Source organism: Clostridium sp. AF19-22AC (assembly GCF_003479085.1).
Lineage (GTDB): Bacteria > Bacillota > Clostridia > Lachnospirales > Lachnospiraceae > Faecalicatena_A > Faecalicatena_A orotica.
Window position 1 is genome coordinate 348536 of the sequence record NZ_QUGN01000002.1, and the last position, 15806, is coordinate 364341.

General features: G+C 47.6%; 16 protein-coding genes. 1 reads left to right on the forward strand and 15 read right to left on the reverse strand.

Annotation, left to right across the window (positions count from 1 at the left end):
* Positions 1 to 46 precede the first annotated feature (46 nt).
* The 12 genes from miaA to DWX43_RS03685 form a co-directional block, all read right to left on the reverse strand.
* Positions 47 to 991 carry a tRNA (adenosine(37)-N6)-dimethylallyltransferase MiaA gene (gene miaA, locus DWX43_RS03630; RefSeq protein ID WP_118618822.1) on the reverse strand — a complete coding sequence of 315 codons (945 nt, stop codon included), beginning with the start codon at positions 989 to 991 and terminating at the stop codon, positions 47 to 49.
* Positions 992 to 1009: 18 nt separating this feature from the next.
* Positions 1010 to 3097, reverse strand: a complete 2088-nt coding sequence (gene mutL, locus DWX43_RS03635) for a DNA mismatch repair endonuclease MutL (RefSeq protein WP_118618824.1) — start codon at positions 3095 to 3097, stop codon at positions 1010 to 1012.
* A 115-nt stretch (positions 3098 to 3212) separates the two neighbouring features.
* Positions 3213 to 5864, reverse strand: a complete 2652-nt coding sequence (gene mutS / locus DWX43_RS03640; protein WP_330582219.1) for a DNA mismatch repair protein MutS — start codon at positions 5862 to 5864, stop codon at positions 3213 to 3215.
* 106 nt (positions 5865 to 5970) lie between these two features.
* Positions 5971 to 6387, reverse strand: a complete 417-nt coding sequence (locus DWX43_RS03645; protein ID WP_109730394.1) for a hypothetical protein — start codon at positions 6385 to 6387, stop codon at positions 5971 to 5973.
* A gap of 122 nt (positions 6388 to 6509) precedes the next feature.
* A complete protein-coding gene (gene miaB / locus DWX43_RS03650; RefSeq protein ID WP_182440607.1) occupies positions 6510 to 7964 on the reverse strand; it encodes a tRNA (N6-isopentenyl adenosine(37)-C2)-methylthiotransferase MiaB in 1455 nt (484 codons plus the stop codon).
* A gap of 50 nt (positions 7965 to 8014) precedes the next feature.
* The gene (locus tag DWX43_RS03655; RefSeq protein ID WP_118618828.1) at positions 8015 to 8197 is read right to left on the reverse strand and encodes a DUF4250 domain-containing protein; all 183 of its coding nucleotides are present in this window, start codon (positions 8195 to 8197) and stop codon (positions 8015 to 8017) included.
* On the reverse strand, positions 8191 to 8769 hold the full coding sequence (locus DWX43_RS03660; protein ID WP_182440608.1) for a 5-formyltetrahydrofolate cyclo-ligase: 579 nt from the start codon (positions 8767 to 8769) through the stop codon (positions 8191 to 8193). Before DWX43_RS03660 ends, DWX43_RS03655 begins: the two co-directional genes overlap by 7 nt.
* The gene (locus DWX43_RS03665) at positions 8747 to 8968 is read right to left on the reverse strand and encodes a DUF896 domain-containing protein (RefSeq protein ID WP_118618832.1); all 222 of its coding nucleotides are present in this window, start codon (positions 8966 to 8968) and stop codon (positions 8747 to 8749) included. The genes DWX43_RS03660 and DWX43_RS03665 overlap by 23 nt, the downstream gene beginning before the upstream one ends.
* Before the next feature lie 62 nt (positions 8969 to 9030).
* Entirely contained in the window at positions 9031 to 9399 is a 369-nt protein-coding gene (locus tag DWX43_RS03670) for a hypothetical protein (protein WP_109730398.1), read from the reverse strand.
* A 72-nt stretch (positions 9400 to 9471) separates the two neighbouring features.
* Positions 9472 to 11151 (reverse strand): polysaccharide biosynthesis protein, encoded by a 1680-nt coding sequence (locus DWX43_RS03675; RefSeq protein ID WP_109730399.1) that lies wholly within the window; start codon positions 11149 to 11151, stop codon positions 9472 to 9474.
* Between the two features lie 20 nt (positions 11152 to 11171).
* The gene (gene ybeY / locus DWX43_RS03680; protein WP_347559295.1) at positions 11172 to 11657 is read right to left on the reverse strand and encodes an rRNA maturation RNase YbeY; all 486 of its coding nucleotides are present in this window, start codon (positions 11655 to 11657) and stop codon (positions 11172 to 11174) included.
* Between the two features lie 11 nt (positions 11658 to 11668).
* A complete protein-coding gene (locus DWX43_RS03685) occupies positions 11669 to 12679 on the reverse strand; it encodes a PhoH family protein (protein WP_109730401.1) in 1011 nt (336 codons plus the stop codon).
* 416 nt (positions 12680 to 13095) lie between these two features.
* Between DWX43_RS03685 and DWX43_RS03690 the strand changes: the two genes are divergently transcribed.
* Positions 13096 to 13581 carry a hypothetical protein gene (locus tag DWX43_RS03690; RefSeq protein WP_118618834.1) on the forward strand — a complete coding sequence of 162 codons (486 nt, stop codon included), beginning with the start codon at positions 13096 to 13098 and terminating at the stop codon, positions 13579 to 13581.
* 70 nt (positions 13582 to 13651) lie between these two features.
* On the opposite strand, the gene DWX43_RS03695 is transcribed toward DWX43_RS03690, so the two are convergent.
* The 3 genes from DWX43_RS03695 to DWX43_RS03705 all read right to left on the reverse strand — a co-directional run bounded on the left by DWX43_RS03695 (position 13652) and on the right by DWX43_RS03705 (position 15774).
* On the reverse strand, positions 13652 to 14008 hold the full coding sequence (locus tag DWX43_RS03695) for a molecular chaperone Hsp90 (protein WP_118618836.1): 357 nt from the start codon (positions 14006 to 14008) through the stop codon (positions 13652 to 13654).
* A 148-nt stretch (positions 14009 to 14156) separates the two neighbouring features.
* On the reverse strand, positions 14157 to 15476 hold the full coding sequence (locus DWX43_RS03700; RefSeq protein ID WP_182440609.1) for a sporulation protein YqfD: 1320 nt from the start codon (positions 15474 to 15476) through the stop codon (positions 14157 to 14159).
* 13 nt (positions 15477 to 15489) lie between these two features.
* The gene (locus DWX43_RS03705) at positions 15490 to 15774 is read right to left on the reverse strand and encodes a YabP/YqfC family sporulation protein (protein WP_109730404.1); all 285 of its coding nucleotides are present in this window, start codon (positions 15772 to 15774) and stop codon (positions 15490 to 15492) included.
* Positions 15775 to 15806: the final 32 nt, after the last annotated feature.

The following is a 15806-nucleotide window of genomic DNA, read 5'->3' on the forward strand; positions in this document are numbered from 1 at the left end:
TTCTTTTTCCTTTTGCACCCCATACATGGGGCGGAATCATCATGCTTCAGATGATCCCGCGTATCTTCAATTCTGAAAGCATCTGATCCAGAAGTTTTGTTTCCTCATATGCATAATCCTGCTTGTTTAGCCAGATCACGTCTCTTTCCCGTTTGAACCATGTGATCTGGCGTTTGGCAAAGTGTCTCGTATCCCGCTTAATAACATAGACAGCCTCATCAAGACTCATTTCACCGTCCAGGTAAGCAAGGATTTCTTTATACCCGAGCCCCTGCATGGATACCATACCGCGGGTATAGCCGCGTTCTTTTAAGCCTTTTACTTCTTCCACCAGTCCCTCTTCGATCATCTGGTCAACGCGCATGTCAATCCGTTCGTACAGGCGTGCCCTCTCGTCACTAAGGACGAAGTAAGCGGACCGGTACGGGGAAGACTTCTGCCGTTCTTCTTCATTATGCTCCGAGATCTTTTTCCCTGTCTGATGGTGGAACTCCAGTGCCCGGATGACCCGTTTCACATTGTTTTCATGAATGCTTCCGGCGGCTTTTTCGTCGATTTCCTTCAGCATCCCATGCAGAAATGCCGCTCCTTTTTCTTCAGCGAGATGCTCCAGCTCTTCCCGGTAACCGGTATCGCTGTTATTTTCTGTAAAATCGATGTCATAAAGCAGGGCCTGGATATAAAAACCGGTCCCTCCTACAACAATGGGAATCCGGCCCCTTTCGTAAATGCCTTCCATTGCCTTTTTTGCCATCTGCTGGAAACGCACGACATGGAACTCCTCGTCTGGCTCAAGCGCATCGACAAGGTGATGGGGGACGCCTTCCATTTCTTCTGCCCGGATTTTCGCCGAACCGATATCCATATGTTTATACACCTGCATGGAGTCGGCGGATATAATCTCGCCGCCGACTGCCTTTGCAAGCCCGATGGAGGCCTTTGTCTTCCCGACAGCGGTCGGGCCTGTCAGAATAATCAATGGTTTCTTCATGTTTTCCACCCTTAATTTCTATACAATTCTCTTAAACTTCTTTTCCAGTTCCCGTTTGGTCATGGAGATGATCGTCGGCCTGCCGTGCGGGCAGTGGTACGGATTCTCAAGCCCCAGCAGTTCACCGATCAGGGAATCCACCTCCATTGTGGAAAGGCGGTTATTCCCCTTGACTGCCGCTTTACAGGACATAGAAGCCACCTTCTCATCGATCAGCTCCGGCGTCATGGTCGTGGTTACCCCGTCTGCAAGGGAGTCCAGCATCTCCATGAGAAGTTCCTTCTTGGCAATACTGAAGAGATTATCCGGTACGGCACGCACCGCATATTCCTCGCCGCCGAATGGCTCGATTTCAAAGCCAATCCTCCGGAACCGGTCCATGTGTTCCTTTAACAGCTCCGTCTCCTGCATAGAAAGGCTTAAGATAATAGGGGGACTTAAGTACTGGGACGTAAACTCCCTGTTCTTCATCTCACGCAGTGTCCTTTCATATAGAACCCTCTCATGGGCGGCATGCTGGTCAATGATGTAGAGGCTGTCGTGAAACTCAACAAGCCAGTACGTGTCAAATACCTGCCCGATCAGCTTATACTCCGCCCTGACATCGCGCCGGAGCAGTTTTTCCTCAAAGAGGTCCATCTGTTTCCCGCTTCCGGGCAGGCTTTCCACAGCCGGCGGTGCGGCCGCCTCTGGTTCGGGAGCCTTCTGTTCCCCGGTACTCTTCTGCTCTTCTATATGATAATTGCCGGTTTCACATATCCTATTCGTTTCCGGAATGCTTTTCGTCTCAGGGTTATTTTCCTTTTCCCTCCTGCTCTCAGCAGCCACACGGATGCGGTTTTCCTGTTCTTCTGCCCGGTGTATCTGGCCAGGGGCCTTGATTTCGGCAGAGGAAGTTCTGTTATGGTAGGACAAGACTCGTTCCTTCATTTTCCTGAGAAAATAATCTTCGTCTTTCGTTTCCGGAAGGGGCGCCGCTTTTTGTACGGGGGAGGAAAGTCCTGCCGCCCCTGCTTCGGCACTGGGTCTTGCCTTAGGTTTCAGCAGGAAAGGGCTGTCCTGCTCGGGAGGCTGTACGGCCTTCTTCGGTTCTGGCACATCGACGACAGGAATCAGTTCCGGCTCGAGAAGCGTCCTGTGCACACCCTCGTAGACCGTATTGTAAACCTCCTGCTGCTTCTGGAACCGCAGTTCCATCTTTGTCGGATGGACGTTGACATCAATGTCTTCCCCGTCGATCTCAAAGTGCAGGACAACAAACGGGAACTTATGCTGCATGACAAAATCCCGGTAGGCGTCCTCGACAGCCTTGGAAATCATCGCGCTCTTGATATAACGGCCGTTGATGAAAAAGTTCTCGAAGTTCCGGTTTCCACGGCTGATAAGTGGTTTTCCGAGGAACCCTTTCATGTGGAGCCCGCCCTTCTCATAGTCCATCTCAATGAGGCTGGCGGCCACTTCACGCCCGTAAATGCTGTAGATGACATCTTTGAGTCTGCCGTTCCCCGCAGTGCGGAGCTTTTCCTGTCCGTTATTGATGAACTGAAAGGAGACTTCCGGATGGGAAAGGGCCAGACGCATCAGCAGGTCCTGAATGTGCCCGGCTTCTGTCATCGCTGTCTTCAGGAACTTCCTTCTGGCAGGGACATTGTAGAAAAGCTGGCGGATCAAAAAAGTGGTTCCGTCCGGTGCACCGGTATCCTCCAGAGACAGCTCCTGCCCTCCCTCGATGATATAGCGGGTCCCGAAGGTTTCTTCCCTTGTTTTGGTAATCAGTTCCGTCTTTGTGACAGCGGCGATGCTGGAAAGCGCCTCACCTCTGAATCCGAGGGAGGCGACATGGGTCAGGTCGTCCACGCTGCGGATTTTACTTGTGGAATGTCTCAAAAATGCGTTCGGTACATCTTCCCTCGGGATTCCGCTGCCATTATCTGTGATACGGATGAAAGATATCCCTCCCTCCTGTATCTCTACAACAACTGCGGCAGCCTTCGCATCTATGGCATTTTCCACTAATTCCTTCACAATAGAGGCCGGACGCTCAATGACTTCTCCGGCGGCGATCTTATCGATTGTAATTTGATCTAATACCTGAATATGCGGCATACATTCCCTCCTTTATCTTAGGTGCCGGCCGGCGGATGATCAGACACGCCCAAGGGCCCGGCCCTCCCGTAAAAAGGCAGAAGCCATTTTCTAAGGAAGGGTCAGACCCCTTTGCCTACCAGCGGTTTTTTAATTTATTCTGTAATCTGTAAATCGCGTTTAATGCATCAATCGGTGTCAGATTGCCTACATCCATGTTCTTCAATTCTTCCAGAACATCATCGTCTTTTACCGTATCAAAGAGGGACATTTGTGCAATATCAACTTCGTCATATTTCTTTGTTTTCGGTTTTTTTCTGGAATCGTGGTCTTTCACGGCAATCTCGCTTACACGTGTTGTAATATCTTCCTCACTTAATTCTTCCACGATTTCTTTGGCCCTGTCAATGACGATATCCGGGACTCCGGCAAGCTTCGCCACCTGAATTCCGTAACTCTTGTCTGCCCCGCCCTTCACGATCTTGCGGAGGAATACGATGTCGTCACCTTTTTCCTTCACGGCGATACAGTAGTTGTTGACGTTTTCGATCTTCCCTTCCAGCTCGGTCAATTCGTGGTAATGTGTGGCAAAGAGTGTCTTTGCGCCCAAAAGCTTTGTATCTGAAATATATTCGACAACGGCCCATGCAATGGAAAGGCCGTCAAATGTACTGGTCCCGCGTCCAATCTCGTCCAGAATCAAAAGGCTTCTGCTCGTTGCATTGCGAAGGATATTGGCAACTTCCGTCATCTCCACCATGAAAGTACTCTGTCCTGAAGCCAGATCGTCAGACGCGCCAACCCTCGTGAAGATCCTGTCCACCAGCCCGATATTGGCACTGGCCGCCGGCACAAAGGAGCCGAGCTGGGCCATCAGGACAATCAGGGCGGCCTGCCTCATATAGGTAGATTTTCCGGCCATGTTCGGGCCGGTAATGATGGAAATCCGCTGTTTCTTGTCGTCCAGATAGGTATCATTAGAGATAAACATATTATTCGGAATCATCTTCTCCACGACAGGGTGCCTGCCATCCTTGATATCAATTGTCCCCTTCTCGTTAATCTTCGGGCGCACATAATTGTTCCGTTCTGCCACCAGCGCAAGGGATGCAAACACGTCCAGGGCTGCGACAGCCTTTGCCGTCTTCTGGATTCGCTCGACCTCTCCTGCAATGGTATCCCTGACAGTGCTGTAGAGGTCATATTCCAGTGCGAACAGTTTGTCCTCCGCTCCCAGAATCGTATCCTCCAGCTCCTTGAGTTCGGGGGTGATATAACGCTCCGCGTTTGCGAGTGTCTGTTTTCTTGTGTAGTAGTCAGGAACCATATCCTTGTAGGAATTTGTCACTTCCAGATAATAGCCGAAGACCTTGTTGTACTTGATCTTCATGGTCTTGATCCCTGTCTTTTCGCGTTCTTCTTCCTCCAGCTTTGCGAGCCAGTCTTTCCCTTCTGACTTCGCGCGCCGGAGTGTGTCAACCTCCTCATGGTAACCGTCGCGGATGATCCCGCCTTCCTTCATGGCCAGCGGGGGATCGTCAATGATCGCATCCCGAATCAGCATACAGAGGTCTTCCAGCGTATCCAGATCCCCTCGGATCCCGGTAAGCAGGGGGGACTGCATTTCCTCCAGAATATAATGCAGGGAAGGCAGCATCTCCAGAGAGGTCTTGAAAGCGGTCAGGTCCCTCGGGTTGGCGGAACCGTATGTAATCCTCGTGATCAGGCGTTCCAGATCATAGACAGGAGTCAGGTATTCCCGGATTTCCTCCCGGGAGATCGCCATGCTTTTCAGCTCCTCTACCGCATCCAGACGTTTGAGGATCTCTTCTTTTTCAATCAGCGGCTGTTCCAGATACTTGCGGAGGAGGCGCGCCCCCATCGCTGTTTTGGTCTTGTCCAGCACCCAGAGGAGGGAGCCTCTCTTTTGCTTTTCCCTGAGTGTTTCTGTCAGCTCCAGATTCCTTCTTGTGGAACTGTCCAGCATCATGTACTTTGCCGTTGTATAAGGTGTAATATGCGTCAGCTGGGCCAGCGAATTCTTCTGTGTCTCAATCAGGTATTGCAAAAGAGCACCGGCACTGATGATTCCGCAGTCATAATCCTCCAGCCCGAGGCCTGCAAACGAAGAAACGTGGAAATGCTCCAGCAGCTTCTTCCTGCAGATTGCATCGTCGAAGTACCACGAATCCAGAGAATAGATCGTAATCCCCAGCCTGTTTCTCAAGTCTTCCAGATCCATGCCGCTCATGTAAAAGGATTCATTGCAAATGATCTCGGAGGGCATGAATTTATAGATTTCATCCATCAGTTTTGCACTGTCTTCCAGTTCTGTTACAAAATAATCACCGGTCGTGATATCAGCAATAGAGATGCCGTATCTGTCGGCTATGTAAACGATACACATCAGGTAATTGTTCTTTGTCTCATCGAGGGCCTGTGGGGCCAGGTTCGTCCCGGGCGTCACGATTCGTGTAACCTCCCTTTTTACGAGTCCCTTGGCCTGCTTCGGGTCCTCCACCTGTTCACAGATGGCTACCTTATATCCTTTGGCAACCAGCTTATTCAGATAGCCGTCCACTGCATGGTAGGGAATGCCGCACATTGGCGCCCTCTCCTCCAAGCCGCAGCTTTTGCCAGTCAGTGTGATCTCCAGTTCCCGGGACGCGGTAACCGCATCTTCAAAGAACATCTCATAAAAGTCGCCTAATCTATAAAATAAGATGCAGTCAGGATAAGTTTCTTTTGTCTCTAAGTATTTCTGCATCATAGGGGTTAATTCTGCCACGTTATTACTTCCTTTCGCTTTTGTAATGGATAGCGGCTAAAGACGCTATCCAAAGTATATCATTTTTTAAAAAGTTGTGAAAGATAATTTTTCTCAGTAAAAAACTCTATAGCACATGAAAATGGGGCTTTGTTTCGCCATACAGCCAGTATAAAAGGTACCCGGTCAGCAGGATGCCAAGCAGGCATAAGCCCGAAAAAAGAATGGTGAAGGGGGCGCATATCTGCCCGAACAGCTGGAACGGCTGGTCCGAGTAATCCCATACATTCCATTTCAGCCATTTGTTGACTATGATTCCCGTGATGAATTCTCCTGCCGTTACAAATAATGTGCAGCGCAGCAGCTGGAGCCACAGTGGGTCCTCCCATTTGATCCAGAGTCCCTGCTGCCCGAAAAAGACAAGGCAGAGTCCCCCGAGTACAAACATGGACCAGTGTGAAAATCCTCTGAAAATCATCTCGAATGAATAATAAATTGTCCCGCCCAGTGCAAATAACACCAGATATTCGCTCACCTTCTTCACAGAAAAAACGTCCTCCTATATATCATTCCGGTCTGTTGCTGTCATTGATATATAGTTTGGACGTTTTTGCCTGAAATATAGTTGGAATTTATTCCTAATCTCCATACGGCATCCATTTTCTTTTATGATTCGCGTACCAGTTCTCCGATATAATAAAAACCTTTGCATTCTTTCAGTTCTACAGGTACGATTCTGCCAGCCAGGCTTTCATCTCCCGGAAAATGTACGAGCAGGTTATTGCTCATTCTTCCGGTCATCAGGGACGAATCATGGTCATTCACAGTTTCAACGAGAACCTCCTGAACAGTATCCGTGTATATACTGCAGACTTCGCTGGAGATATGCTGCACCTCCTTTAACAGACGGTCAAAGCGGTCTTTTACCACGTCCGCCGGAACCTGGTCTTCCATTACCGCTGCGGGCGTGCCTGTCCGTTTGGAATAGATGAAGGTAAACGCACTGTCATAGCGGACCTTTCTGACAACATCCATTGTCTCCAGAAAATCTTCCTCTGTCTCACCGGGAAATCCGACAATGATATCCGTAGTAAGGGAGATGTCCGGCACTGCGGCTCGGATTTTTTCAACCAGTTCCAGATAATGCTCTTTCGTATACCTGCGGTTCATCTTTTCCAGAATCCTTGAACTTCCGGACTGGACAGGTAGATGCAGGTGCCTGCATATTTTTTTCGAAGTTCTCATGACCTCGATCAGTTCATCGGAAAGATCTTTCGGATGGGAAGTCATGAAACGGATCCGTTCCAGTCCCTCGATTTTTTCAATCTCCATGAGGAGCTGTGCAAAGCTCATTGGGTGCTCAAGTGTCTTCCCGTAGGAATTGACATTCTGTCCGAGCAGCATAACTTCAACGACACCGTCATCGACAAGCCTGCGTATCTCGCGGATGATATCCTCCGGGTTCCGGCTCCTCTCCCGCCCTCTTACATAAGGGACGATACAGTAGCTGCAGAAATTATTGCAGCCAAACATGATGTTGACACCCGATTTAAAGGAATACTTCCGCTCACTCGGCAGGTCTTCCACGATCTTATCCGTATCTTTCCAGATATCAATGACCATCCGTTTCGATTCCATGCGGGTTACAATCAGCTCGGCAAACTTAAAGATATTGTGGGTTCCGAAGATCAGATCCACAAAACGGTAGCTTTTCTTTAATTTTTCAACTACCTCAGGTTCCTGCATCATGCAGCCGCAAAGGCCGATCAGCATGTGCGGGTTCTTCTTTTTCACCCTGTTTAACTGTCCCAGCCGCCCATAGACACGCTGGTTGGCGTTCTCGCGGACCGTACAGGTGTTGTATATTACAAAGTCTGCCTTTTCTTCATCCGGTTCCTCCACGTAGCCGATCTGCTCGAGAATGCCGGAGAGCTTCTCAGAGTCTCTGGCATTCATCTGGCAGCCGAAAGTGGTCACACAGAAGGTCAGCGGCCTTCCGGCTTCCTGAGACTGCTTTTTTAAATATTCTTTTGCCTTTGCGATAAAATAGTACTGTCTTTCCGGCTCTCTGGCCGGAGCCTCTTTTGACAGGTCAATCGTCGTATAATCAATCGTGTTCATATGTATGAATCCTCTTCTATCATTCATTCGTTATGTAGCTATGGTGCATGTCAGATAAACTGGTTCCTCCCTGCATCATATTCATAATCAATCATTTTAAGCCTGCCGGACAGTTCTGTTCTTGATATATCCATGTCATCACACAGATCGTCCAGTGTCCTGTAATAATCTCTGAGCTTTGTGTTAATGACACCGAGCAGAATGACCGGGTCAGCCGGAAGTTTGTTTAACATGTGTATATCTCCCTTTCTGTTATAATCATCTCCGGACGGATGTCATGTTCCCTGGATGGGATGGAGTCCAGACATTGTATGGAATAAGCGAGTGCGATCGTCCGGTAGTCAGGATGGCGTTTAAGATAGGCATCGTAAAATCCTTTTCCATAGCCGATGCGCCGCCGGTTCTTATCAAAGGCAACACCGGGCATGACCACCAGCACATTTTTACCGGAATCAGGATTCCCGGCAGGTCTGTCTTCATCTGGTTCCGGAATGCCGAAATATCCTTTTTTCAGATCAGCCAGACTCTCTATATAGAAAAACTCCATCCGCATAAAGGGCCCGCTGTCCGTAAGAATTTTCGGAACGGCAAGCCTCCTGCCTGATTTCCAGACATGTTCCAGTATCCCGTATGTTATGACCTCTTCCTCAAAGGAAACATAACAGTATACCTCGTCTGCCTGTTGGTACAGCGGCTGGTCAAAGAGCCTGTCCCTGATCAGGGCGCTGTATTTAAGCCGCTCATCTTCAGGAAGGGCGGCTCTCTTTGATCGGACTATTTTTCTAATTTCCTTTTTTGATTCCAAACTTCTCACCCAGATTCGTGACGCTTCCGTCTTTTTCCTCAATGTCAATTCTGTCGAGCTGGCTGCGGAGATTTCTCCGAAAGGAATCCACATACTCCTGACGAAGGATCTTCTGTTCCTTTTTTTCGGAATCAGTCAGCCCTTCAGCCTTTGATTTCCTGTATAATTCATTAATTCGTTTAATCTTTTGTTCGTCCATTTGTATCTCCTTTTTGTAAACCAACCTTTATATTACACTATTTGATACCATTCGTCTACTTGTCAGCTCGAATAATTTTCTAAAAATCCGTAAAGTGCTTCCTCTGTTTCCATATATTTCGCACCCCTGATTTCCTCCTGCACTTCCTCGGGCAGGTCTGTAAGCGGAATATTAGTAACCTCGAAAATGGTCTTCTTATCATAGAGATAGACTACTACATAGCCGTGCAGTTCACATATATAGTATCCTTCGTTCTTAGTTGCTTCACCTTTTGTCGTGACGCTCTCCGTATTTTGTTTAGGAATCTCGGACTCCACCCTGGCCTGCTGCCTGTCCAATGCAAATTTATAGCTTAACTGGTAACCAATCCCGATTGCGGAAACAAGCAGGAACACACCCGCAAAAAAGCCAATACAGTATCTCGGTTTCATAAGGATCCAACTCCTTTTTTACATACAGTATTGGCTTTTTATATAAAAAATATACAGTTTTACACTTTTTCATTATCCTTCTTTACGAGGAAGAAGGTGGAAGCGGCGGCAGATTCTTAAAAGCTTATAACCCTGCGGCAGATCCTTGATGTCCTGTTCCGTAAGCGTTCCCAGTTTCAAAATACTAAAGGCGTATACAGCCACGGCTGCAAGGACGGATATCATCGTTGCCACGACGCGCCCCGGGAACACGATAGCCAGCACAAGATGCACGGCATAAGTCACGATACCCATGATCACGGCGGCGATCAGCGGTTTGACAAAGGTCCGCTCCATCTCCTGCTTATAACCGCTCGCCTTGCCGATTGCCCTTGCATTTAAGAAACACATGCAGACGGCGAAAACGATATTGCTTCCAACCAGTGCGTAAATATTCCATTTAAAAACAACGAGCATGAGCAGTAACGCAGCGATATGTATAACAAGTGAAATCGCCGCGTTCTTTGCGGGCGTTGAAATCCTGTCCAGTCCCTGCAGAATGGAGTTGGACACGGTGGACCAGCAGTAGAATACTACGGTAACCGCCCCCAGGGAAAGGAGAAGCGCCGGTGTTTTACGGGAGTCATTAAATAAAAGTACCATAAGCGGTGAAGCCAGCACGACAAAACCTACAAAACACGGAATCGCCACCAGCATGGTAAACCGGATGGTCTGGCTGATCTTACCATGTATCAAAGTCTTATTGCCTGTCGGGACAGCCGCCGTCAGACTCGGGATGACAGATGCCGCCAGTCCGTTCGCCATAGCCATTGGAACATTAATCAGGGTATTATACTTCCCGGTATAGATTCCCTGGAGCGCCATATACTCCTTCTCGGAAAATCCCTGTGCAGCCATAATTTTATTAAAAAGCGTCAGGTCAATTAACTGGTTGATATTATAGATTGCCGTACTAAATATAACCGGAACCATAGTAAGAAGCAGGATCTTCAGGATGCGGCTGTAACTCTCCTGCCGTCTCGTCCTGTCCGTTTTAAGCTGCCGGCGGATGACATTCTTGAATGCAAATAAAGCAAAAAGCAAAAACAGGAGCCCTGCCAGTGCACCCATAATTGTACCAACGGTTCCACCTGCCGCACCGTAGGCGGGTCCTAAGAGTTCTTCGTTATTTTTTTCGGCGGCGCCTGCCCCGATTTTAAACAGCACACTTGCCCCGACCAGACTGATCACGGCATTGATGATCTGTTCAATGACCTGTGACACCGCAGTCGGGACCATGGTTCCGAGTCCCTGAAAATACCCGCGCAGCACACCCATGACGGATACAATGAACAGGCCGGGAGCCAGTACCTTCAATGCATATACACTCAGCGGGGATTCCATCAGGTGTGTGGAAATGGCATCCGCGCCGAAAAAGATGAAAAGTGCCACGACGGCGCCTATCACGATCGAAAATGCCAGCGCACACGTAAATACCCGGAAAGCATTCCTGCGCTGCCGCATTGCCATTCTGGCGGAAACCAGTTTGGAGACAACGATCGGAAAGCTTAAAGAAGAAAGGAGCAATGCAAGGGAATATACCTCAAATGCATAACCATAAAATCCGTTTCCTTCATCCCCGAGTATATTTGCAAGCGGAATCCTGTATGCAACACCTATAATTTTGGTGAGCATGGCAGCGGCGGCGAGTATGGCTCCCTGCATCAGGAAATCATCTTTTTTCTTCTTTTTATTCTTATGTGTTTCAGCCATAAAGTCCTCCGTTTATTCAGCTACCGTAATATCTGAATCTTTTCTAAGATCTCTCTCTGCTTCTGTTCCATCTGGATGCGTTCGTCCTCCTCCATATGGTCATAGCCAAATAAGTGTAACATACTATGGGCGATCAGGAAAGCATATTCTCTCTTCGGAGTGTGGCCGTATGCTTCTGCCTGTGCAAGGACCTTATCTTTGGAAATCACGATATCCCCCAGCATAAGCTCCCCGGATTCCGGATTGAAGCTGTCCCCCGGATTCTCTTCGAGGCCGGAAAAATCTCCCGGTGTGCCATATTCCAGCATCGGAAATGACAGGACATCTGTTGCCCTGTCAATCTGGCGGAACATCTGGTTCATCTCCCTGATATCTTCATCGGTTGTCAGAAGCAGATTAATCTCCGCCTCATAAGGACATCCTTCGTATTCCAGTGCAGCCTCTATGACAAGCTCTGCGGTTTCTTCAGTATCAAACGGCAGTCTGACTGCCCCTTCTTCTTCCATGTATAGACTCATTACTTTCTCCTTTTGCCGCTGTTTCTCCTGCCATCCTTATTACCCGGCCGGATACTTTTCTTTTCATATTCTTCATATGCCTTAACGATCTTCTGCACAAGCGGGTGCCTCACGACATCCTTGCTCGTCAGTGTACAGATACTGATATCGTCGATATTTTTTATGACATTAACCGCTACATCGAGTCCTGAGACTGTTCCCGGCGGCAGGTCCTTCTGTGTGGTATCGCCTGTGATAACAACCTTGGACCCAAAGCCGATACGGGTCAGGAACATCTTCATCTGTGCGGGGGTTGTGTTCTGCGCTTCATCCAGAATAATGAAGGCGTTGTCAAGCGTGCGCCCCCTCATATAAGCCAGCGGGGCAACCTCAATCAGCCCTTTTTCAGAATTCTTCAAAAAGCTTTCGGCCCCCATGATCTGATACAGTGCATCGTACAGTGGACGCAGGTAAGGGTCTACCTTGCTCTGCAGGTCCCCCGGGAGGAATCCCAGCTTTTCTCCTGCCTCGATAGCCGGACGGGTCATGATGATCCGGCTGACCTCATTGCTTTTAAAAGCCGTAATTGCCATTGCCATCGCCAGATACGTCTTTCCGGTCCCGGCCGGCCCTAAACCAAAAGTAATCATGCGGCTGCGGATCGCATCCACATACTTCTTCTGCCCGAGCGTCTTAGGCTTGATTGGTTTGCCCTGAAGTGTATGGCAGATCAGGTCCCTGTCGATCTCCACGATCCCTTCTTCCTGGTCTTCAAAGACAAGGGATATGGCATAGTCTACATTCTGTTCCGTAATCACGTTTCCGCGCCGGGATAACTCAGTGAGCTGTTCCAGTACCCTCTTTGCCTTTTCGGCGGCATGTCCCTCTCCTAATATTTTTGTCTGTCCGTCACGGGCGATTAATGTGACGTGAAATGTGCGCTCCATCTTTTTCGCATATGCATCAAACTGGCCGAATACATTTTTCTCGTGTTCGGCCGGTATGTCAATCATCAGTTCTGCCAGACTCATCCTGTTTTTTCCTTTCCATATATATTCTATGTGTATTTTAACACTATTTTTCTTAATTGGAATACCCTTTTCCAGTATTTCCTAAGAAAAAAGAATTAAATTTACTTTTAATTATTTTCATATTCATTTTATTGTATAACTTTTTCATCCGGATATGTATGATTTCAAAAATTTGTCATAAATCAGGTTGATACCGCTGGATGAAATTTTCTATGAGAAAAAATTAATTTCTAAGATATGTACAGATTGAAAATACTTTCATCGGTGCTAATAAACTGTAACCTTTAATTAATACAAATAATATATCAGATAATTTATTGTGCTTTCATATTATTGAATAACAATATATAAAATGGTATAATAAATATAAGTAATAAGTAAAATGTTTATTGTAAATGAAAAGGGAGGGCAAAGAAATGGGAACTGAAGTTTTAATAAATAAAAAGTATGATTATATTTGCCGCTATCGTCCTAAGGCTTCCGGATCTGGCAGGGATGAATGCAGGGAAATATATCTATCCCGGCAGCAGGCCGCATTATTAACCCTCCTGCACAGGACAAAAAGTTTTCCAGTATTCAGGCTCATGAATATGTATGATACAAGCCATGTATACGCCGAAATGTCAAAAGACCCGTTTTATGTCACCAGTGACATGGAAACGGATGAAGAGATACTCGAATCCTCAGAAGATCTGAGGTATCTGTGCGGGCTAGGACTTTTGGAAATGGATTTCGGCGGGAAGGATAAGATTTATGTCTATCATTCTTTGGAGGATGGGGAATTTTTTAAGACAATCTTACAGAAATACAGCAAAATATCACATGTACACCCACTCATCCACAGAGGCGTTGTCCGTCTGACAGAAGACGGCAGGACGACAGAACTGATCTGCAGAAGGTAGTCTGCCCCTGCCATGCAAAAAGACATCTGTGTTTCGAAAAAGCACAGGTGTCTTTTTGCAACTAATTTCCTTAGATCATAAGATCCTTCTTTTCAAGAATCGCTTCTACTGCCGCACAGGCCGGGCAGTCACAGTATCTTGCCCCGGCAGCCTTAATCTCGCGGGCGTGTGCCGCTACTTCTTTTGCCTTATCCGCCCCGAACACCTGGGCCCCTGTTTCAGACTCTGCAAATCCGATCAGATTGTCGACCGGCATGATACCCTCTTCCAGTTCTTCTATATACTTTCTGGTTTCTGCGGCCTCCCCTTCTGTACCGACGGCATCCAGCCATGCCAGAGCCGCAGCCTTTGTCTCACTGCTGCATGTCGGTGCGTCCACTAATTCGTGTGTCTTCTCAACAACGTAGTTCAATACTTCCTTGTCCATAATTAACACTCCTTTTCTTCCAGAACTTTTCCTATATTTTACCATACTTATCCGGGTAACGCAATTTGAACCTCTTTCCTATTCAAAACCCTATTCAAAACAAGAGAACCAAGCGTTACCATGCACGTCTGGTTCTCCTTTATAGGGATCATTCCTGTGTTTCTTCTGTTCCATCCGAAGTCTTATTCTCAATCTGCATGATTTCGGTGTCCTTCTCCTGTGTGATCCGCTCATTCAGGTATAAGATGCCTTTTGCTGTTGCCGTGTCCTGACCGATATGTATTTTCACACTGTTATCTTTCATCTGGACATCCTTCTCTTCCAGATCTTTGGAGAACAGGCTGAAGTTTTCACTCAGCTGTTTCTGGAGGTCTTCTTTTGTGTGTGGTTTCTCTTTGGAGGTGTATGATCTAACAATCTTACTGCCGTAAGATACAGGGAGGTAGAAATTCTCACCTAATTTCAGCTGGTGCTCCTTTGTGTACATCTCCCATTCTTTATAATCATTCTTCAGTGTGCCGACTGAGAGTATCCGGAAACCGATTTTTAGATAATACAAGCGTCTCTGGGACTTCTCATAGTATTTCTTTTTATATTTTGTGCTGATTGTATCCTCGTAAGCCATCTGTGTATCCGCAAATATATCCGCATCCGAAGTCTGGTACTGGTAGTCGATGACTTCGCCTGCATCGTTCATGACCTCGATCCTGCCGGACACGAGGATATCGCCTTTTGCGACGGTATCTCCGACATGCACCATCGGGACTCCCGTCCGGGTGATGATACTGGTAATCACGCCGTCTTTCGTTGCAACCAGGTCTTTCGGCTCCTTCGGCTGAGCCTGGCTGCTCTCGGTTTTTGGGACTTCCGGGGGAGTGGAATCGGAGGAGGCACTTTTAGGGTCCGCATCCTCTCCATCCTCCCGGAACGTATCTTCATTTTCCTTGATCTGGATACGGAGCCGGCTGCCGTCAATGGATGCAGATACCCAGACGATATCATCGTACTCTTTTCGGATTTCTTTTACGATCTGTGCACAGTCAACCTGTTTTTTCGGCATATGAGGAGTGACCTCTTTCGTCTCGAGGAATTCAAGCAACGTCTCGTTTGTCCATTTTTCGTTTCCCTCAAAATGAATGTCCCAGATAAAGCTGGAATACAGGTATAAAAGCCCGAGACAAAGGAAGAAGCTGATAAAAAACAGCTTCCGCTTCCGGTACCTCTGCAGAAAAAAAGGAAGACCGGCCCTGCCTGTCAGTACCACTTTTGTATGCGTCTTGCGGACGATCGGTCGAAGCTTTCGAAAACCTTTGAGGCTCATATACATCTCATACGCATTGCCGCAGGGAGTCAGTCCCCATATATAAATTTGATGGTGGCTGCACAGATTTAAAAAGCGTTCGGGGGAATATCCCTCGACGCGGACCTTTACATAGCCATGTACATACCGGATGATTGACTGTATCACAGTTTTTCTTACCTCACTTACAATATTCTAGCGAACAAATTCTGCCTGTAATCTTCATTTCATCGTTGGTATAATACTCTATTTGAAGGTTTTTCCCCTGAAGCCGGATCTGGCACCCTTTCGTCTGGACACGGATCAGGACATCCGTGTATTCAATGATGCCGCGGTAATTTTCGATGCAGACTTCCTGACAGCCCACGATTGTGACAACGGCTGCACCGAGGACTACATCCTTTGGCATACTTGCAGCAGATGCCAGTTTTTCTTTGAATTTTTCGTTATCTAAATCTCTGCCCATATAGAAATGCCACACATACGCCCTTTATTTGA